This is a genomic window from Mycobacterium sp. TY814 (genome assembly GCF_030755175.1).
In the GTDB taxonomy this organism is placed as follows: Bacteria; Actinomycetota; Actinomycetes; order Mycobacteriales; family Mycobacteriaceae; genus Mycobacterium.
Genome location: NZ_JAUFRY010000002.1, coordinates 141,253 through 161,138, shown reverse-complemented (window position 1 = coordinate 161,138; position 19,886 = coordinate 141,253). Strand labels below are relative to the sequence as shown.

At 65.0% G+C, this 19,886-nt stretch carries 16 protein-coding genes; 8 read left to right on the top strand and 8 right to left on the bottom strand.

Features of this window, described 5'->3' with window-relative positions; genetic code table 11:
• Window positions 1-8: 8 nt before the first annotated feature.
• The gene (locus QXH22_RS14630; protein WP_306276108.1) at window positions 9-1,319 is read right to left on the bottom strand and encodes a hypothetical protein; all 1,311 of its coding nucleotides are present in this window, start codon (window positions 1,317-1,319) and stop codon (window positions 9-11) included.
• Between the two features lie 410 nt (window positions 1,320-1,729).
• Here QXH22_RS14630 and QXH22_RS14625 point away from each other — a divergent pair, with 410 nt between their 5' ends.
• From QXH22_RS14625 to QXH22_RS14615, 3 genes are read left to right on the top strand one after another with little or no spacing between them, the layout of a single operon-like run.
• Window positions 1,730-2,089, top strand: coding sequence for a hypothetical protein (locus QXH22_RS14625; protein ID WP_306244987.1), 360 nt, complete (start codon window positions 1,730-1,732; stop codon window positions 2,087-2,089).
• 27 nt (window positions 2,090-2,116) lie between these two features.
• Window positions 2,117-3,667: a hypothetical protein gene (locus QXH22_RS14620; RefSeq protein WP_306244989.1), complete on the top strand. Its 1,551-nt coding sequence runs from the start codon at window positions 2,117-2,119 to the stop codon at window positions 3,665-3,667.
• 59 nt (window positions 3,668-3,726) lie between these two features.
• The gene (locus QXH22_RS14615; protein ID WP_306276107.1) at window positions 3,727-4,476 is read left to right on the top strand and encodes an ESX secretion-associated protein EspG; all 750 of its coding nucleotides are present in this window, start codon (window positions 3,727-3,729) and stop codon (window positions 4,474-4,476) included.
• Between the two features lie 13 nt (window positions 4,477-4,489).
• On the opposite strand, the gene QXH22_RS14610 is transcribed toward QXH22_RS14615, so the two are convergent.
• From QXH22_RS14610 to QXH22_RS14595, 4 genes are all read right to left on the bottom strand, one after another.
• Entirely contained in the window at window positions 4,490-4,831 is a 342-nt protein-coding gene (locus QXH22_RS14610) for a hypothetical protein (protein ID WP_306244993.1), read from the bottom strand.
• 160 nt (window positions 4,832-4,991) lie between these two features.
• Window positions 4,992-5,819, bottom strand: a complete 828-nt coding sequence (locus tag QXH22_RS14605; protein ID WP_306244994.1) for a hypothetical protein — start codon at window positions 5,817-5,819, stop codon at window positions 4,992-4,994.
• 152 nt (window positions 5,820-5,971) lie between these two features.
• Window positions 5,972-6,277 carry a hypothetical protein gene (locus QXH22_RS14600; protein WP_306276106.1) on the bottom strand — a complete coding sequence of 102 codons (306 nt, stop codon included), beginning with the start codon at window positions 6,275-6,277 and terminating at the stop codon, window positions 5,972-5,974.
• A gap of 261 nt (window positions 6,278-6,538) precedes the next feature.
• On the bottom strand, window positions 6,539-7,099 hold the full coding sequence (locus tag QXH22_RS14595) for a TetR/AcrR family transcriptional regulator (protein WP_306244996.1): 561 nt from the start codon (window positions 7,097-7,099) through the stop codon (window positions 6,539-6,541).
• Between the two features lie 329 nt (window positions 7,100-7,428).
• Between QXH22_RS14595 and QXH22_RS14590 the strand changes: the two genes are divergently transcribed.
• Window positions 7,429-11,604, top strand: coding sequence for a PPE family protein (locus QXH22_RS14590; protein WP_306244998.1), 4,176 nt, complete (start codon window positions 7,429-7,431; stop codon window positions 11,602-11,604).
• Between the two features lie 124 nt (window positions 11,605-11,728).
• Entirely contained in the window at window positions 11,729-13,498 is a 1,770-nt protein-coding gene (locus tag QXH22_RS14585; RefSeq protein ID WP_306245000.1) for a PE family protein, read from the top strand.
• 473 nt (window positions 13,499-13,971) lie between these two features.
• Here QXH22_RS14585 and QXH22_RS14580 read toward each other — a convergent pair whose 3' ends face one another.
• The 3 genes from QXH22_RS14580 to QXH22_RS14570 are packed head-to-tail and all read right to left on the bottom strand — an operon-like array spanning window position 13,972 to window position 16,769.
• Window positions 13,972-15,444, bottom strand: coding sequence for a hypothetical protein (locus QXH22_RS14580; RefSeq protein ID WP_306245002.1), 1,473 nt, complete (start codon window positions 15,442-15,444; stop codon window positions 13,972-13,974).
• Window positions 15,445-15,481: 37 nt separating this feature from the next.
• Window positions 15,482-15,967, bottom strand: a complete 486-nt coding sequence (locus QXH22_RS14575; protein WP_306276105.1) for a hypothetical protein — start codon at window positions 15,965-15,967, stop codon at window positions 15,482-15,484.
• Window positions 15,954-16,769 (bottom strand): hypothetical protein, encoded by an 816-nt coding sequence (locus tag QXH22_RS14570; protein WP_306245004.1) that lies wholly within the window; start codon window positions 16,767-16,769, stop codon window positions 15,954-15,956. Before QXH22_RS14570 ends, QXH22_RS14575 begins: the two co-directional genes overlap by 14 nt.
• 79 nt (window positions 16,770-16,848) lie before the next feature.
• Here QXH22_RS14570 and QXH22_RS14565 point away from each other — a divergent pair, with 79 nt between their 5' ends.
• The 3 genes from QXH22_RS14565 (at window position 16,849) to QXH22_RS14555 (ending at window position 19,760) form a co-directional block, all read left to right on the top strand.
• Window positions 16,849-17,880 (top strand): hotdog fold thioesterase, encoded by a 1,032-nt coding sequence (locus QXH22_RS14565; RefSeq protein WP_306245006.1) that lies wholly within the window; start codon window positions 16,849-16,851, stop codon window positions 17,878-17,880.
• Window positions 17,881-17,957: 77 nt separating this feature from the next.
• On the top strand, window positions 17,958-19,163 hold the full coding sequence (locus tag QXH22_RS14560; RefSeq protein WP_306245008.1) for an amidohydrolase family protein: 1,206 nt from the start codon (window positions 17,958-17,960) through the stop codon (window positions 19,161-19,163).
• Window positions 19,164-19,334: 171 nt separating this feature from the next.
• Window positions 19,335-19,760, top strand: coding sequence for an anti-sigma factor antagonist (locus QXH22_RS14555; protein ID WP_306245010.1), 426 nt, complete (start codon window positions 19,335-19,337; stop codon window positions 19,758-19,760).
• The last annotated feature ends 126 nt before the right edge of the window (window positions 19,761-19,886 follow it).

Sequence of the window (19,886 nt, the reverse complement as noted above, 5' to 3'; positions counted from 1 at the left end):
ACGCGCGGTCAGGCCGGTGGGCGCAGCCACGTCATGACATTGCTGCCTTTTTCGATCTGCAGGAGCCCGGTTCCGACTTTCCAGATCTGCAGTTTGGCGTCGGCGGGGGTTTGCCACAGGACCTGACACGTGGCGGCGTCGGTGACCTCGAATTGTCCGGAGAGTTCCTCGGTCTCGGTCAGGATGTTCGCGCCGTCGGAGGCGACGTACGTGCCACCACCGGAAGGACCCGTGCCCTTGAGTTGCCAGCCTGTGCAGGTTGGCCCGGGTTGCCCGGTCATCAAATCGAATTGTTGCCAACGCTTTTGACTCGGCTCGCCGATGTTCACGTAGAGCTTGGTGCCGATGGTGCGCAGATCCGGGGCGACCTCCGGGGCGGCGAACTGGCTGAGTTGTCTGCCGTCGGCGGTGTAGACCTGAAAGGTGCCATCGGCTGCGACGATCGGCATGGCCGGGTTGTTCAGCAACTTCACGAACGACGTACCGAATGGGCGATCACTGATGAACGTGCCCTTGGTGTCGTAGAACCGCACGCCGGTGGCCCGGGTGCCAGGGTTCTGGTACGCGTAGGCGAAACCGCCGTTGTACACGACGGCCCGGCTCAAGGCGGCTCCCGCCGGAGGCGCGGGAGTCAGGTCGGTGCCGTCGATGACCGAGAACACCCGGTCGGAATCATTGCCGCCGCCCGTCGAGACGGCGATCGGGGTCGCCGGTATATCGTCGGCCACCTCATTGTCGCCCGGCGACAGGAAGCCGTTTCCGGGGACGAACCACGTGCGTTCGGTGTGCGAACCCATGCCGTAGACACCTTTGCCCCGGACGGTCGAGACCAGGCGACTCTGCCCGACGCTGGTGCCGACCGGATGAGCCTCGGGTTGTCCCGCGTATGCGCTGTAAGCAACATCGGTGGGTCCGGTGAAGGTCAGCTTGCCGTGGTCCAGATCGATCACCCACGCCGTCAGCGGCGGGTCAGCCTTCAGACACACGGCCGTCGTCGGCCCGTTGCCGAAACACGTCACCGCGAACTGGTAGTTCGGTAACTGCACGGGATTGAACAACCGGGCGCCCGTTCGGGTGTCGACGCCGTACACCCAGGCTGCCTGCGGCCGGCACCGACCCGAACAGTGCAGATCCACGAACTGGGACAGGAAGTACGCCTTGTCCCCTGTGCTGGCGAACAGATCGCCCAGCGGCGCATCGGCCGGCAACCCCAGTTCGGCGGCTTTGGACTGCCAGACCGTTGTCAGCGGACGGTTCAACGGGAACCCGATCAGCAGCTCTTTCGGGGTGCCGAGTGGCGGCGCAGACGGCCCGGCCATTGCCTGCCCGCCGTGGCCCTCTCCAGTCCCGGGGCGCCACATCCACCACGCGACCACGACAATCAGCAAGGCCACAACGACGGCGGCGCCAACCCACCACCGACGGCGACGGCGCTGTGCCACCGGACCGCTCGATCCGGATGAGTCGACCCAGCGATACCCTCCCGGCGGTGCACCCGCACCCGACACCCGACACCTCCCGCCCCGTCAACGACACCACGGTCAGGCTAACCACACCACGCCGCCACCCGGCAACGGCTCGGATTTGCCGGTTAATTGCCGTTGGCGATCCCTTAGGCTGAGAAGACCGAGTGCCGGGATCCGCGTACACGTGGCCGCAAACCAGCGGCGGCCAGTTGGTCGGAGGCGCCCAACAGGTCTGAATCAGGCGGTTGGACGAGGGAGGACGTATGGGGCAGGACGATCGCGGTCTTGGAGACCTGACCAGGGAGATGACCAGATTCGGATCGGCCAACGCCGATCAGCTCTACCTGAACGACGCGCTGGTGAACGCATTTCTGGGTGAGGTCGGCAGGGCCAAGGATGACCTGAAGAGTCAGCTTGCCGGAGCCAGCGGCCTGCACGACTGGCTTTCAGCTGCAAGCGTCGGAACGTTCGAGTCGGCTGTGGCGACGCGCGGACATCTTCAGGACGATGTCCGCGAGTTCATCACCGCGCTGCACGAGTTCAACAGATATCTCAACGCGGTCGAGGCCACCACCGATGCTGCCCGCAAGAACTTTCTGGCTCTAGACACACCCGCGGGCTAGCAGGCACGCGACCCGAGCCGCCGATTCATGGCTACCTACGAAGACCTGCTGGCCGCCGTCGACGCGATCCGCAAGGCCTACCCGGACTGGGACCCACGACACGTCCCGCTCCCGGGTACGAATGCAATCGTTGACAATTTCAACGACGCACTGAGCCAGCCTCACGGGCTGCAGCAGGAGGCGCCAAACGAGCTGTTCGCCACGCTTCGACAATTGGCCCCGAGTGGCGCGTTCAGCCCAAGCGGGCAACTCGCCGGCGCACCGAAAGGCGCGCCCAATCTGCCTCCGCCGGGCGCACCCCCGGGGGCGCCTCCAATCATTCCCGGCCCGGCGCCCGGAACACCTGTCGACCGGACCATCAATGCGCCGCAGAATCAACTGGACCAATTCCGGGGAATGCTGGGCCACAAGAACAAAACCGCCGAAGCGGTTCCCTTCGATCCCATCCCGACGTATGTCGACGGTTACAAGGCCGTCCAGGACGTAACCGAACACGGACCCGGAAACACCGGCTGGAATGCGACCATCGACGGTCTGCGCGGGCGCCTGAAAAAGGCGCTCTCCACCATCAACAGTGGAATCGAGGGTCAATTCGGAAACGCACTCCGGGCAAACCTGGAGCGATCATTCGGCGTGCTCGATGATCTGAGCAATCATGCGCGCACCATGGAGACGCTCATCGACGCATTCTTCAACGATCTGCAGACCACCAAGGACAACTTCGCGAGGAACTGGGAGCTGTACAGACAGGCCATCCAGGACCCGCAAGACCCGACCAACAAAGAGACCCTCAATCAGCTGAATGCGTTGGTAGGCCCGATCATGGCTCAGTACCGTCCGCCGATCGACACGATCGCGCAGAGTCATCCCAGCATCACGAGCGCCCTACCCAGCGTGGGCTTACCGGGGTCGGTGGGAAGTGGTGGAGGCGGTGGATCGCCGGGTAGTCCGGGCGGCGGACCGGTCGGACTACCCCGGGGCGGACTCAACACCGGGAGCATGGCAAACCTCGCGACGCCGGACCGGGCGCAGCCCGATCAAGCGAAGGCGGCGTCGCCGCCTCAGATTCCGACAGACGCCGCCAACGGTGCCGCCGACGCCGCCAAACAGGCCGGCGAACAGGCGCAGAAGGCCGCGGGGCAGGGCGCCGACGCGGCCCAGAAGGCGCTGGGTGCGCTCAGCGGCGCCCCCAACGGGGCCGGGCTTCCCGAGGGTGTGCTGGGACTCGGTCCGAAAGGCTTGCAGGGTGCCGCGAAGACGGGCGGCGGAGGGGGTGGGCGCGGTGGTGTCGGGCGGGAACCGGTGGTCGCCAAGACTCCGGCGAAGTTGGCGTCGTCGCCGAATGTTGCGGGCACCCCGACTCCGGCCTCTCGCGCCGGAGTGAGTGGCAGCGGGGCACCCGGAGCGGCCGGTGCCCCGGCGGCAGGTCATCGTGGCGCCGCCGGTGACAAAACACACAAAGCGGGCAAGGCGCTACGGCTGACCAAGAACGGCGAGGAGGTGATCGGTGAAGCCGACGCCGTCAACTCAGTGATCGGCGACGAACCGCGAAAGGTCTCACCCGATCCCGAGACGTAGCGTCAGGAAATCCGCGCCGAAAGGGCATACGCGACGTAATGCAGACGGACACAGTCGATTTGAAGCGGCTCGGCCGCATCGATATTCAAGATCTCGCTATCATCAACGAGTACCTGGGGCGTGAATTCCTGCCCTTCCCGTTGATTCCAACGCTGCCGAACCGCTTCACCTACTTCGACGAGTACGCAGCCCACGCCAGGTCCATTCCGGACCGGTTCAACCACGGGGATCTGGTGGTCTTCAAAAAGTGGTTCGCGAGCCTGGCCGAAGCTGACCTCAGGGTGGAATGTCGCGTGCAGTACTACGCCGCCGATACCCCCGCGCAGCGGATGCTCGCCCACCGGACAGGCCAACTCGGGTTTCTGGCGCTGCAAGGGACAGACGATGTCGTCGATATCTTCACCCTGTCGCCGTACGACCTGGGCCCGGCGATCGCGGGATCGGTGTACATGACCCGACCAGGTGCCCGACCGGCTGTCGTAATTTCCGAATATGTGCCGCAGACATTCCTTGAAGTGGCCGGCGGAAGCCGCGCCGATCAGCCCTGGGCCGCCGCGTCACCAGTCACGGTGTCCAGTGCCGAGGTGAGGGCCTACGCGACGGTGCAAAGTCATCGGCTTCCGGCCCGGGAATGGGGCGTCGACCAAGAGCGAAATGCGGTGGTCTTCGTACGCCTGGTTGACGACGGAGACTACGCCTACGTCCCCGACTACAGCTGCGCCAAGCCGGTGACCCGTCAGGATCTCAGGCAACGGATCGATCAGCTGATCGCCGACGACGTCGCCGTGCTGCGGCAATCGCGGGATTGATGAGACGCGGGCACTACGGAATCGGAGCCGAATCTGCTTGGCACACCAGGAGTTCGCCGTGTCGAACCTGAAAGGTGAACATCTCGCCGCCGCCTTCGGCGTGGAAGACGTCGAGTGTCCAGACCGGTCCGTCGCGGGTGAATCTCGCGACGGCGGACAGTTCGAACTTCTCAAACGGTTCGCCATTTCGGACGAAGCCAATCTCGCGCGCCAGCGCCCCATCGTGAGTTTCGCTGCACGACAGCGCTTCCAGGTTAGCCAGGTGACGTTCGTTGCGCTCTCGCATCCACACCCGCGCGGTGTTGGCGGCGACCGCGCGGGCCTCATCATCGGACATCGATTCACTCGCGGCCATCGGTCGTAGGGTCGGCCCGCCGTGCGCACGACCCAGGACGGCGACTACTAACAGTGCTGACGACGCCACCGCTGCAACCGCCCAGATAACGATCCAGACCCGATCGCGCCGGCGGTCCCGCGTCCCGTTCGCGCTCCTCATCGCCACCCCGAGCAGCCCGTCACCATGTCAGAGGCGGCGTGTCCGCGTCGCACAGTTTCCAGCCACCGCTTTCCTGCACGAACGTGTACGAATCTATGAAAAAACCACCTAGCTTCAGGTTCTCTTCGACCGCGTGCCGCTCCCGGTCGCTCAGTGGGTGCACACGCATGGCGACCGTGGCCCAGACATGCGCGCCCTCGTCGCGGAAGCTGGTGATCGCTTCCGGGTAGGTGAGGCTGTCGGTGTTCCCGTTCTGCTCAACGCCTCTGATCTCGGCCTCGACATTCTTGCCGGGGTGGACGCACGCCAGCGCGCGCATGGCCGCGCCGTCACCGCGATCCTCCGCCTCATACCAGCGCTTGAGCACCTCAAACACCGTCGCCTCATGGGGCGAAGGGGCGGGCACCGCGATCATCGACGCCCGCGGCGGCGGAGACCACCGCCATCCCACAGCGAACACCACCGCGGCGGCGGACAGACACCCCAGCGTGAGTGCCGCCAGCACGCGCTGCGGCCAAGGGCGCGAACCTGTCGGCGTGGACGCATCTGTGCGAGTCGAGAGCGTGCCGTCGGATGCGCAATCGATCCACAGCCACCGCCACGTAGACCCGCTTGCCGAGGACTGACGGTGGTATTCGTGCAGCGCCGCAACGGCTTCGGGGGACGCGGCCAAGTGCGTCGGTCCAGCGTCCGCCGTCACCGTAGCCGTGACCGTGGACGACCCCGCGTCAAATTCGACACGCAGGTGCTTCCATCCGGGCGGCGCCTCGCCCAGAATCACCGTGACAGCATCCTCGACCAGATGACGGTCATCAGCCGCTCCCCCACCAGCGGCGCCGACGTTCACGATCTGACTCTATCGGAGCGGGCACCGCGCCTGTTCGGCCTCGGCGGTGCCTGCGCAAGCACCGGGCCGTGAAGCACGGACGACATCGGCACCAATTCGCCCCCGGTCCGATAAGTCTCAAGAAGTACGTTGCGCTCGTCCCCTGATATCACTCAGGGTTCAAGCAGCGAAGTGACCGTGTCCCGGTCATGGTCCACTTCTATCAGGCCCGTGCCTATCTTGTGGATCCAGACCTTGCCGGGAACCTCCCATAGCGCCTGGCAATTGGTGGTGTCGATGGCCACGTAGTGGGACACATCGCCGGCACGGCTTCGGGTGACTACGACCGTCCCATCGGAGCCGGCATAGTCAGGACCCAGGGCCATGGTGCAGGTGGCACCGGGCGCTGCGGTGCGCAGGTCCCATTGCTGCCAGGCAGATTCCATGCCGTCACCACTGCCCGCGGTCCTGATGTACACCTTGGCGCCGATTGTTTCGAAATCGGCAGCGAGACCGCGCGATGGGATCGTTGCGACAAGTTTGCCTATCGCATCGCAAATCTGGAAGTTTGCTTCCGACTACGAGTGTGACAGCCTCGCGTAAGTCCTCGACCGGTTACTGTCAAGCCCACCAGAAATTACTATTGCAAACAAACCGAAAATCCATTCGCCGCGTCGTCACAGCCAGTGCACACATGGCGCAGTAAGTGCACACTCGCCGAACAAACGTAGATTACTCGTCTAATGGCGTTGTTCGAACGCTGGGGCCACAAAATTCTGCACGATCCGTCGTTCGGCCGCGTCGTTCTCGGCAGGCCAATACATCAGCGACAGCACGACACGTATGACCCATCTGGGCGCCAGCGGATCGCCGTCTGCAATCCCGGCCAGTTCGGTTGCGAATTGTGCCGTGAGCGCCGACTCGGCAAGCCAGACCACTTGATGGGTGCCGCCCCGGATGGAGCTCACCATCAGCGCGCACAACGGGTCGGACCGGATCTGTTGCAGGGTCAACAGGATCGACTCGACGAGTCGCTCTGATCCGCTCAGCGGCGCGACTGCCGAGCGTACGGAGGCGACAATGCGTTCGGCCGTCCGCTGCACGACTGCGTTGCGGATTTCGGCTTTGCCGCCGACGTAGCGGTAGATGGTGGCGCGGGAGCAGTGAACTTTGATCGACAGCTTGTCAATGTCGAGTCCGTCTAGCCCGTCGTGGGCGATTAGTTCGGCGGCGGTGTCGTAGATGCGCTGGACTGCCGCTGCGCGGCGTTCGCCGCCCACGAGCCAATCGTCAGCAGGCACTGCTTGCTTCCGTCCTGTAGCGGGTCGATTTCTTAGGTTGAGACGAAGCTAACACCTTTTCGCAATATCGTCGCAGGTCACATTTCCGCGCTGAGACAAACTCACCTCATCCGCCTCAGCATGCCGTTTCAACTTACTCCAACGTCGTTGACCAGCACGTTTATGACAGTCAAGGTGATTCGGCAAGCGCTTGTGGGACTGGACCCCGGTTGTTGTGAACTGTTTCACCGCGGGGATCCATTCGGTACAAGCCGACCGGGGTAACCGCGGTTCCCCAACCGCCGTGTGTGCTGCCGCCCGTGGGAGCGCCTAAACGAGAGAAGGTCGCGATGAGTTTTACGGTGTTGCCCCCGGAGATCACGTCAGCGCTCGTACTCGGCGGAGCCGGTTCCGAGCCGTTGCGGGCGGCAGCGGCCGCTTGGGCCGGACTCGCGGAAGAATTGGACTCCGCTGGTGAGTCGTTTCGGGCGATCACGACAGACCTGATCGGCGCGGCGTGGCAGGGACCATCGTCGGCCGCGATGGCGGCGACCGCGGCCCCTTATTCGGCCTGGCTGTCGGCCTCGGCGAGCGGGGCGCAGCAAGCGGCTACTCAGGCTGGCGCGCTGGCGGCTCAGTTCGAATCTGTCCGGGCAGCGGTGGTGCAACCACTTGCGGTAGCGGCCAATCGTAGCGACTTGCTATCCCTAGTCATGTCCAACGTGTTTGGGCAGAACGCACCGGTGATCGCATCGGTTGAAGCGGCATACGAGGCGATGTGGGCCCAGGACGTGTCTGCTATGGCCGCCTATCACGCGGGTGCTTCCGCGGTTGCGGCGGCATTGACGCCCTTTGCTCAGTCGCTGCAGGCCATGGCTGGTGCGCCGGGCGCTTTGGTGCAGGCAACGCCGCTGAGTTTGGGTGCCGGCAATGTAGGTGGCGCTAATTTAGGAACCAGCAATCTTGGCCTCGGAAATGTCGGCAGCGGCAATACGGGTTTGGCGAACCTGGGCAGCCTCAACATCGGATTGGCAAACACCGGCGTTAGCAATTTCGGCTTCGGCAACACTGGCAGTAACAACTTCGGTTTCGGTCTGACCGGCAACGGTCAGATCGGTTTCGGCTCGATGACTTTGGGTTTCGGCCGTCTTGACTTGTTCAACTCGGGCACTGGTAATGTGGGTTTGTTCAATTCGGGTACCGGGAATGTGGGAATCGGAAACACCGGCTCGGGCAACTTAGGATTCTTCAACTCTGGCTTGGGTAACTTCGGTATCGGTAACGCCGGAGACTTTAACACCGGCGTGCTTAACCCCGGATCTTTCAACTCCGGCTTCTTGAACCTCGGAGATGCCAACACCGGAAACTTCAATGCCGGCAGCTTCAATACCGGCAACTTCAATTCCGGCGACGTCAACACCGGCAGCTTCAACAGTGGCAACATCAACACCGGGTATTTCAACTCTGGCGACATCAACACCGGCCTGTTCAACACCGGTGACATGAACAACGGCGTTGCGTTCCGAGGCACCGGACAAGGTGGGCTGCGCTTTGCTATAACCACGCCCGATCTGACGTTGCCTCCAATCAACACCCCCAGCATCGAGATTCCAGCGCTGACCTTGCCCGCTATCACCACCGGGGACCTGACCATCCCGGGCTTTGATCTGCCCAGGGCCGTGACGCCGGCGATCACCGTGCCCGGTCTGGATCTGCCGGCCTTATCAGTGCCAGTTTTCACCCTCGACAGTGCCGGGGTGAGTGGCTTTACCCTGCCGAGGCTGAGCATTCCGCCGATAACGGCCCCCTCGATCACGGTGCCGGGTCTACAGCTGCCGGCCTTATCGGTGCCGGGTTTCACCCTCGACAGTGCCGGGGTGGGTGGTTTTATCCTGCCGAGGCTGGGTGTTCCGGCGATAACCACCCCGCCGATCACGGTGCCGGGTCTGGAGCTGCCGGCCCTCTCGGTGCCCGGTTTCACCGTCAACAGCGTCGGGGTGGGCGGCTTCCCGCTGCCCAAACTCGGCATCCCCGCACTAAACCTGCCCACCATCACCCTGCCCGATCTAGAGCTGCCCAGGATCGTCACCCCGGACATCACGGTGCCGGCCCTCAACCTGCCCGCGCTGACCGTGCCCAGCTTCACCCTCAACAGCATCGGGGTGGGCGGCTTCCCGCTGCCCAAACTCGGCATCCCCGCACTAAACCTGCCCACCATCACCCTGCCCGATCTAGAGCTGCCCAGGATCGTCACCCCGGACATCACGGTGCCGGCCCTCAACCTGCCCGCGCTGACCGTGCCCAGCTTCACCCTCAACAGCATCGGGGTGGGCGGCTTCCCGCTGCCCAAACTCGGCATCCCCGCACTAAACCTGCCCACCATCACCCTGCCCGATCTAGAGCTGCCCAGGATCGTCACCCCGGACATCACGGTGCCGGCCCTCAACCTGCCCGCGCTGACCGTGCCCAGCTTCACCCTCAACAGCATCGGGGTGGGCGGCTTCCCGCTGCCCAAACTCGGCATCCCCGCACTAAACCTGCCCACCATTACCCTGCCCGATCTAGAGCTGCCCAGGATCGTCACCCCGGACATCACGGTGCCGGCCCTCAACCTGCCCGCGCTGACCGTGCCCAGCTTCACCCTCAACAGCATCGGGGTGGGCGGCTTCCCGCTGCCCAAACTCGGCATCCCCGCCGTGAACCTGCCCACGATTAGTGTCCCTGGAATCGCCATGCCCGAGATCACAATCCCCGGCTTCAAAATTGATTCCGCAGCCTTGGGCGGATTTTCGATGCCCAAGATCGTGGTGCCGGAAATCAATACGCCGCGCATTTACATCGGCGGTTTTGATCTCAGACCAGACTTTTATGTGACATGGAACAGCAACGTTTTTGCCTTGAAGGGCGTGAACTTCATTCCTGGTACCGCTATTGTAGATCCGTTTAACGGAGAAGCTTTCTTCCACCTCACGAGGATCGATACTCCTGGATTTGAAGTACCGAGTGTCAAAATAGGGTCATTTTCGATCAACCCGATTGGGATTGACACTTTCGGTCTTCCACCAATCACCCTGCCGGACACGAAAATTCCTCCCATTACGCTCGGCGCCTTCACCATCCCGGGCATCAGCACCGCGGCGTTCACCATCGACCCAATCGGCGTGGACCGCTTCGCCCTGCCACCAATCACCACGCCAGAGATCCAGATCCCGGCCATCGGGCTAAATAGCTTCACCATTCCAGGACTCAACATCAACCCCATCCAGCTGGACGGCTTCACCATCCCCGGCATCAGCACCGCGGCGTTCACCATCGACCCAATCGGCGTGGACCGCTTTGCCCTGCCACCAATCACCACGCCAGAGATCCAGATCCCGGCCATCGGGCTAAACAGCTTCACCATTCCAGGACTCAACATCAACCCCATCCAGCTGGACGGCTTCACCATCCCCGGCATCAGCACCGCGCCGTTCACCATCGACCCAATCGGCGTAGACCGCTTCGCCCTGCCACCAATCACCACGCCAGAGATCCAGATCCCGGCCATCGGGCTAAACAGCTTCACCATTCCAGGACTCAACATCAACCCCATCCAGCTGGACGGCTTCACCATCCCCGGCATCAGCACCGCGCCGTTCACCATCGACCCAATCGGCGTAGACCGCTTCGCCCTGCCACCAATCACCACGCCAGAGATCCAGATCCCGGCCATCGGGCTAAACAGCTTCACCATTCCAGGACTCAACATCAACCCCATCCAGCTGGACGGCTTCACCATCCCCGGCATCAGCACCGCGCCGTTCACCATCGACCCAATCGTCGTGGACCGCTTCGGCCTGCCACCAATCACGCTGCCCGACATCAGCATTCCCCCGATCCGCGTGGGTGCCTTCACCATCCCCGGAGTGACCACCGCGGCGTTCACCATCGACCCAATCGGCGTGGACCGCTTCGGCCTGCCACCAATCACGCTGCCCGACATCAGCATTCCCCCGATCCGCGTGGGTGCCTTCACCATCCCCGGAGTGACCACCGCGGCGTTCACCATCGACCCAATCGGTGTAGACAGCTTCGGCCTGCCGCGCATCACTCTGCCTAGCACCACGATTCCCTCCATCGGGCTAAGCACTTTCACCCTCCCCGGACTCAATCTCGACCCAATTCGCCTCGACACCTTCATTTTTCCGGGCCTGAAAATCCCGCCGTTCGCGCTGTCCGGCTTCACCCTGCCGAGCCTGAGCATCCCAAGCATCACCTTGCCGGGCACCACCATCGCCAGCTTCGACCTGCCGCCCGCACCGGGCTTCGGAACCACCAGCACCACACCCTCGTCAGGATTCTTCAACACCGGCACCGGCGGCAACTCCGGCTTCGGCAACCGCGGGTCAAGCCTCTCCGGGATCTTCAACGTCAACCCAACTGGCTTCTTCGGCGGCTCGGGCTACCAAAACGTCGGCACCGCCATCTCCGGCTTACTCAATCTGGGCAATCTGCTGTCCGGTGTCGCCCGCACCGGCGATTTCTAACAGAACGGCCACGTCGGCGGGCTCGTGAATGCCGTCATCAGACGATGCCGGCCGCCTCGCTCACTGCTTGGCTGCCCCGCATAGAACTCGCATTCGAGTTTTCACTCTATGGAAGGAAAGTGCCATGTCGTACGTACTCACTGGCCCGGAAGCACTCGCGGCGGCTGCCACTGACCTAGCCCGAGTCGGCTCGACAATAGCGGAGGCCAATGCCGCCGCGGCGGCCAACACAACTCGAATGTTGGCTCCGGCAGCCGATAAAGTTTCGACGATGGCCTCGGCGATTCTGCAGGGTCATGCGCGGGCTTATCAACGGCTCAGCGCGCAGGCCAACGCTTTTCACGAACAGTTTGCACGCACCCTGCTCGCCAACGCCGGGCTGTATCAGCTCGCCGAGTCCGCGAACACCGCCGCAGCGGCGAACCCGCTCGGCGCGGTGAACGCCGCGGCGCAGAACTTGCTTGCCCCCGCCCAAGCGGTGAGCGCCGCGGCGAACGCGCAATCACTGGCACTGACCGGACGCCCGCTGGTGGGCAACGGCGTAGACGGCGCTCCCGGCCGACCCGGCAAGCCGGGTGGGTGGCTGAGCGGCAACGGCGGTCGCGGCGGTGACGGGCTGCCCGGTCAAGCCGGCGGGCGCGGTGGCGACGCCACCTTCGGAAACGGCGGCGCGGGCGGACGCGGCGGCATCGGAGGCGGCGCCGGGGGCCACGGCGGCAACGTTGCGACGCTCGGCAACGGTGGGGCAGGAGGCGCCGGTGGCGCCGGTGCGCCTGGCACCGCAGGCGTTAATCCGACGCAGTCCGTCACACAGCCCGCCGCGGCGGGCAGTTCCGGTGGACCCAGCCTGCCGGGGGGCATCGGAGCTGACGGCATTACCGGGCAGGCGGGCGGTGCCGGCGGCCGAGGCGGCAACGCCCTCGCCGGGCAGCCCGGCGGTGCCGGCGGCAATGGTGGTGACGGGGGTACCGGTGCGCCTGGCGGTGCGGGCGGGAGCGGTGGCGCCGGAATCGGCGCTATCGGCGGTGGCAACGGCGGCGACGGCGGTGATGGCGGTATCGGCGCCGCTGGCGGCCGGGGTGGTGCCGGCGGGGCAGGTGCGGCTGGCGGTGACGGCGGTGCCGGTGGTGACGCCGCTGGTGCCCGAAGCATCGGTGGCTCAGGGAGCGCCGGCGGGGTGGGCGGAAATGGGGGACACGGCGGGTCGATGGGGGGCAATGGCGGCGCAGGCGGCATCGGCGGTGCGGGCGGTGCCGGCGGTGTGGGCGCCAACGGAGCCAGTGGCGGTATGGGCGGACCCAGTGGTTCGGTTGGCACCTTTGGGGGCGACGGAGGTGACGGTGGAGATGGCGCATCGGGCGGTGTCGGCGGCGTTGGTGGCGCGGGCGGCAACGGCGGGGCCGGTGGCATGTACGGCCATGGCGGCGCCGCGGGCGCCGGCGGTGTCGGGGGTGTCGGTGGCACTGGAGGGATCGGTGGCACGGGCGGCACCGGCGGCGGCGCTACGCTGACCGGCATTGGCGGTACCGGCGGAGCCGGCGGAAACAGTGGCGCCGGTGGTGCCGGCGGAATGGGCGGTGCTGCCGGGCTCCCCGGAGCCGGGGGCTCGGGCGGCCCCAACGGTCCGGCCGGACCCATGGGTGCGGCGGCACCCGGCGGTGCCGGCGGACGCGGCGGAGCCGGCGGGGTCGGCGGCAGAGGCGGTACCGGCGGCACGTCGCTCTATGGGGCCACCCCGGGCGCCGGTGGCACCGGCGGGACCGGCGGTGCCGGCGCGGCTGGTGGGCTCGGCGGACCAGGCAGTCCCGCAGGAAGCAGTGGCGGAGCTGGCAGCGGCGGTGCTATTGGCAGCAAGGGATTGACCGGCCCGAAGGTGCCACTACCGGGATTCTGAGCTTCACGACTCGGCCGGTGTAGGGGGCTAGATTGAGCGCACAGCGCCAAGCGCAGCAGCGTCGACGCTGACCACGATTACGTTGGCCACCAATACCGCAGCGTCCCGAGCCGAATTTGCGCTGGGCGATCAGCTCCTGCGCAAGGCCACGATGCGAAACCGATCATTGGCAAAGATTGCGGAAACGTCGATCCCGAGAAAGATCTTGACCTGCTCGTGCTGCACAAATTTAACAATGGTGGTTTTTGGAGGCCTGCCGCAACATTTCACCAGGTTCTGGAGGTTGTGTTGTCGTCGTCGCGTCGTGTAGAGAGCGCGCCGTCGGCCGCAGTCGGCCAGGCGTGAACGTTTCATGGAATTGCGAGCGCGGGACTGGTCGATTGTGGCGGCGGGTCGCGAAGTGGGGGTTTCTCTAACTTCAGCACGTCGCCGAGGACATAGCCGAGCTGCGCGAGTCACGTCGGTGAAGTGGGCTACTTCGGGGGTTCCCGCAGCGAGGAGACCGTGTCCCGGTCATGGTCCACTTCTATCAGGCCCGTGCCTATCTTGTGGATCCAGACCTTGCCGGGAATATCCCATAGCGCTTGGCAATTGGTGGTGTCGATGGCCACGTAGTGGGACACATCGTCGGCACGGCTTCGGGTGACCACGACGGTGCCGTCGGAGCCGGCGTAGTCGGGCCACAGGGCCATGGTGCAGGTGGCACCGGGCGCTGCGGTGCGCAGGTCCCATTGCTGCCAGGCAGATTCCATGCCGTCACCACTGCCCGCGGTCCTGATGTACACCTTGGTGCCGATAATTTCGAAATCGGCAGCGAGACCGCGCGACGGGATCGTTGCGACAAGTTTGCCTGTCGCATCGTAAATCTGGAAGTTGCTTCCGACCGCGAGTGTGAGCATCGCGGCGTTCTGCTGTGGGTAACTGCGCTCGGGCTCCTGCCGGCCGACTTCACGGCCGGCGGTGTCATACATCCGCGTGCCCGCGTCCACCTGATAGGCAAACCCGCCGTTGTATACGACGGCCTCCTCCAGTCGCGTGCCCGAAGTCGGTGAGGGGGTCAGGTCTTTGCCGTCGACTACCGAGAAGACCCGATCTCCCCGGTTATCGCCGGGAGACTTCAACGGTTGCACGGCGAGGGTCAGTGGCGGAATGTCGGGATTCCAGGCTCCCGGATCCTGGATCTCCCCGCTGCCGGGCAGGAACCAGGTCAACTCGGCGTGTGCGCCGACACCGTGCAGGCCCTCTCCGCGGTGAGCGGCTACCAGGTAGGCCGGGCCGTCGTGGTAGCCCACCGACTCGAGTTCAATTCCGCTGCCAATGATCTTGGGATTGAGAGTGTTTGATCCGTGATACGTCAGGGCGCCGCGATCGAGGTCGATCACCCATGCTCCCGGTGGTGGGAGATGAGCTTCCTGCCCTTCGGTGCGGCTCGTGCAGAGGGCCACCGCTGGACCATTGCTATGACAGTCCGAGTTGGTTCCGAAGAAACCCGGCAGCGCCAGCGGCGGAAAAAGCCTTGCACCAGTGGTTGTTTCAAGACCGTACAGCCAACCGGTCGGATTGTGGCAGGACTTCTCGCAGCCCTCCAGGGTGATGAAGTAGGCCTTGGTGCCGTTGCGGGAGAACAGGTCGCCAACCTTGACGCCGGGCGGCAATCCGATATCCGCGCCGCTGACCTGCCAACCCGGCACCGGTTGACGATTCAACGGAAACGACACGAGCAGGTCCTGCGGTGTCCCGATGGGTGGGCGTCCGGCGGGTGCGTCGGCGCCCTGACTTGGCGCGTGACGGCGCAGCACCACGACAACTCCTGCGGCGACAACCGCAATCACGAGGAAAACCGCCGCGCCGATCCACCAGAATCGCCGCGCGCGACGCTGCGGTGACGGCGGCTGCTCAACCCACCGAAAACCGTCCGGCGGCAACGACGAACCCGGCACCGTCACCACCCTTCCTTCGAAAGCATCACGCCAATCACGCTAGTCACGGCACCGGGGCCGAAGCGATCGGGCAGACCTGCAACTGGCCGCCGCGCACCCCCAACACGAACTGAACGCTGACGTCGTTGTCGAAGTGCGTGCTCAAGGTCCACAGCGAATCGTGGCGGCCGAGCGCCCCAGTGGAGACCACATGCATCGGCTTGCCGACCGGCTTCTTCTTCCGGACCGCATCGACCTCGGCAGTCACGGTGCCCTCGTTGTCCAGACAGGTCAGCGCCTCGAGGTTCGCCAGGTTTCGTGCATTGCGTTCGCGTACCCACGCCCGCACCGTGGAATCGGCAGCCTCGTAAGCCTGCGCTTGACTCATCGAGTCGCCGACCTCTCTAGGCCGCAACGTCGGCCCGTCGCCAGGGTCTCGACCGACGACCGCGACCACCAACAGCGCGATCGAGGATGCGGCCGCGAAAGAGCAGAGCCACAACATGATTCGCGCCCGGTGCCGGGACCTATCCGATTCAGCGCTGTCCATCGCACACCTTGAGCGCGCCGCCTTCGTCGGCGAGGGTCACGGTCTCGAAGAAGAAGCCGCCGCGGGTCTGCGCCTCCTCGACTTCGCGCTTCATCCGGTCGTCGATCGGCCTGATCCGCACCGCCACTTTCACCCAGACAGTCGAACCGTTGTCTCGGAATTGGGTCAACGCATCGGGAAAGATCAGGCCCTGGTCCTGCCCGTAATACGCGATCGTGTTGATCCAGTCGACGAGCGACTGCGTGGGATGAGCGCATGCCAATTGACGCATCAGTGCGGCGTCGCCCTGGTCTTCGGCGGCATACCACTGCTCGAGCACCGCGAACGCCGCCTTGGCACGCGGCGGGGGCGGCACGGCGAGCACGCCGATGCGCGGTGGCTCTGACCGCCGCCAACCAACGGCGAACACCACGGCGGCAGCCACCAGGCACGCCAGCGTGATCGCCGCCAGCACGCGCTGCGGCCACCTGCGCGAAACACCCGGCGTGGCCGCATCTTTGCGCATCGACAGCGTTCCGTCTGACCCGCAGTCGATCGACAGGCGCCGCCACAACGACCCACTGGAAACAGCCTCGCGGTGGTATTCACTTAGCGCTTCGACCGCCTGGGATGGCACCGCCAGCGGCACCGCCCCCCCGTCCGCCCCTCCATCCGCAACTGCCGTCACCTCCGATGACGCCGCGTCGAACGCGATATTCAGGCGCGTCCAGCCCGGCGGTGCTTCGCCGAGCACCAAGGCAACCGCCTGCTCCACCAGGCGACGATGATCGACCGCTCCCCCACCAGCGGTGCCGACGTTCACGGCTCGACCCTAATCGAACCGCCGCACGGTAACCTCATTCTCACAGCGTGCGCCACGTTGCCCGAAGAGGAGACCACCGATGACCGGACCCGTCGACGAAGCCGAAGTCACCCGCGCCGACCGCTTCATCAAGACCGCGGTCGAAATCCTCGGCGAGACCGGGCGCACCGATTTCACCGTGCAGGAAGTCGTCGCCCGCTCCAAGACGTCGCTGCGCGCCTTCTACCAACACTTCTCCAGCAAGGACGAACTGCTGCTGGCGCTCTTCGAGCGGACGATGGCCCAGGCGGCGCAGACCTGGCGTGCCGAGACCGCGGGCCTGGACAGCACCGCGGCGCTGAAGCTGATCATCGACCGCGTCGGCGCCCAACCGGAGTCGACGACGCAGGACAGCTTGAACCGGGCGCTGAGCCTGTACAACCAGAACCTGGCCGAGACCCGGCCCCGCGAATACGCCAGGGTCCTCTCGCCCCTGCACCGCCTGATGCGCGACATCATCGGCCAGGGCATCACCGAGGGCGTCTTCAACCCGGGCCTGGACGTCGGCGCCGCCGCCGCGATCGTCATGCAGACCATGGTCGGCGCGCTTCGATTGCATTGGCTCGGAACCGAATTGAACGGGACGCCGATCGATTCCGGCCAACTGTACGACTTCTGCAGCCGCGCGCTCGGCATCCGCGAGACGGGTGACGAGACGCCAGATCCCACCCTGGCCGAACTGTTCGCCCAGATTGGCCTGCGCCCGGCCAGTTTTCATGACGACGGCTTCGCGATGACCATGCCGGTCAGCCCTCAGGTGGTGAACACTTCGGGTGCGTTACAGGGCGGCCTGATCGCCACCCTGGCCGACGTGGCGGGCGGTCAGCTCGGTCTGCAGTACCTGCAACCGGGCACCGCGATGACGACCTCCGATCTCGTCATCCGCTATCTGCGGCCGATCAGGCAGGGCTCGGCCCTGGCAGTCCCGAAAGTGCTGCGGGCCGGCCGCCGGTCGCTGGTCATGCAGATCGACATCTACGGCGACAGCGACAGCGAGCTGGCGGCTACGGCGACAGTGAATTTCGCCATCGTGGGCAGTCCGGACCCGGCCGGCGGCTCCACCCAAAGCTGACCCCCAGCATCATCCCTCGCGAAAAGTGGTAACGTCATTACCACCCAGAGAGATCAAGACTTCTACAGGAGATCGCCATGCCGTCCCGCGAACTTCCCTTCCCCGTCTTCGACGCTGACAACCACATGTACGAGCCGCAGGAGGCGCTGACCAAGTTCCTGCCGGAGAACCGCAAGCGCGTCATCGACTACGTGCAGGTACGCGGCCGCACCAAGATCGTGGTGCGTGGCCACATCAGTGAGTACATCCCCAATCCGACGTTCGAGGTAGTGGCCCGCCCGGGCGCGCAGGAGGACTACTTCCGCAACGGCGCGCAGGGTAAGAGCTACCGCGAGATACTCGGCGAGCCGATGAAGGCGATTCCCGCCTTCCGGGAACCGGGTGCGCGACTGGAGGTCATGGACGAGCTCGGCATCGACTACGCGCTGATGTTCCCGACCCTGGCCAGCCTGGTCGAGGAGCGGATGAAGGACGACCCGGAGATGACCCACGATGTCATCCACGCGCTCAACCAGTGGATGTATGAGCAGTGGTCGTTCAACTACCAGGACCGCATCTTCGCCACCCCGGTGATCACCCTGCCCATCGTCGACCGCGCTCTGGAAGAACTGCAGTGGTGCCTGGATCGCGGCGCCCGCACCGTGCTGGTCCGGCCGGCCCCGGTGCCCGGCTACAAAGGCAGCCGGTCGTTCGGCCTCGAGGAATTCGACCCGTTCTGGCAGGCCTGCATCAAGGCCGAGATCCCGGTCTCGATGCACGCCTCGGACAGCGGTTACTCCGAGTTCGCGAACGTGTGGGAGCCCGGCGACGAGTTCCTGCCGTTCAAGCCCACCGCCTTCCGCAGTTTCGCCATGGGCCACCGGCCCATCCTGGATGCGATGGGCGCTCTGGTGTGCCACGGTGCGTTGTCCCGCAACCCGGAGCTGCGGATCCTGTCCATCGAGAACGGCGCCGACTGGGTGCCGGACCTGTTCAAAGGCCTCAAGGGCGTCTACAAGAAGATGCCGCAGTCGTTCAGCGAAGACCCGGTCGAAGCCTTCAAGCGCTGCGTGTACATCACTCCGTTCTGGGAGGACAGGTTCACCGAGATCGTAAAGATGGTGGGTACCGACCGGGTGTTGTTCGGCTCGGACTGGCCGCACCCCGAAGGCCTCAAGGACCCCATCTCCTTCGTCGACGAGCTCACCGATTTCGACGAGGCCGACGTCGCCAAGATCATGGGCGGCAACCTGATGAAGCTGATGAAGGTGTCGGCCCCGGCCAAAAAACCGGTCTCCGCCTGACTGCCCGCGGGTCGGTAGACAGCCGGGTCTATCGGGCTGCTACCGATCTCGCCATTCGCCCTAATCGGGCAACAGTTTCTGCTATACACAAGGCATCAGTTCGTCTTACGGGCGCGCAGTGGACATTCCATCGGGGGGATTTTTCCGCGCGGCCCTCAATGGGGGTGCACGATGAACCTGGGTCCATCCGACTCTTTCTCCATTCCGGTGCCGTTGAGCGACCGGTTGTCGCTGGAGCTGGGTGAACCGGACAGCACGCTGCGGGCCACCACGGTGCGCAGCGGCTCGGCCGTGGTCATCCGCGCCGGCGGCGAAGTCGACGCCGCCAACGAGCACACCTGGCGGGGACTGCTGTCGGAAGCGTCCGCGGTTGCCGTCCGGCCCGGACCGCTGATCGTGGATGTCGCGGGCCTGGACTTCATGGGCGCCTGCGCGTTCGCCGTGCTCGCCGACGAAGCCGAGCGGTGCCGCCGACGCGGTGTCACATTGCGGCTGGTCAGTAGCAACCCCGGCATTGCCCGCATCGTGGAAGCCTGCGCCTTCGGCCACGTGTTGCCCGTTCACCCCACGACCGAATCGGCGCTCGCCGCGGCTTAGCTTGAGCGGCACGCCCGCTGCTCAAAAATTTTGGTGCGTGGTGGATGTCCTGCGCATTGCTAGTCTGGTTGTTGTTGCTTGACGCTGTCGTCAGCGCACCCGACTAGTTTGCTACATCGGTCCGCG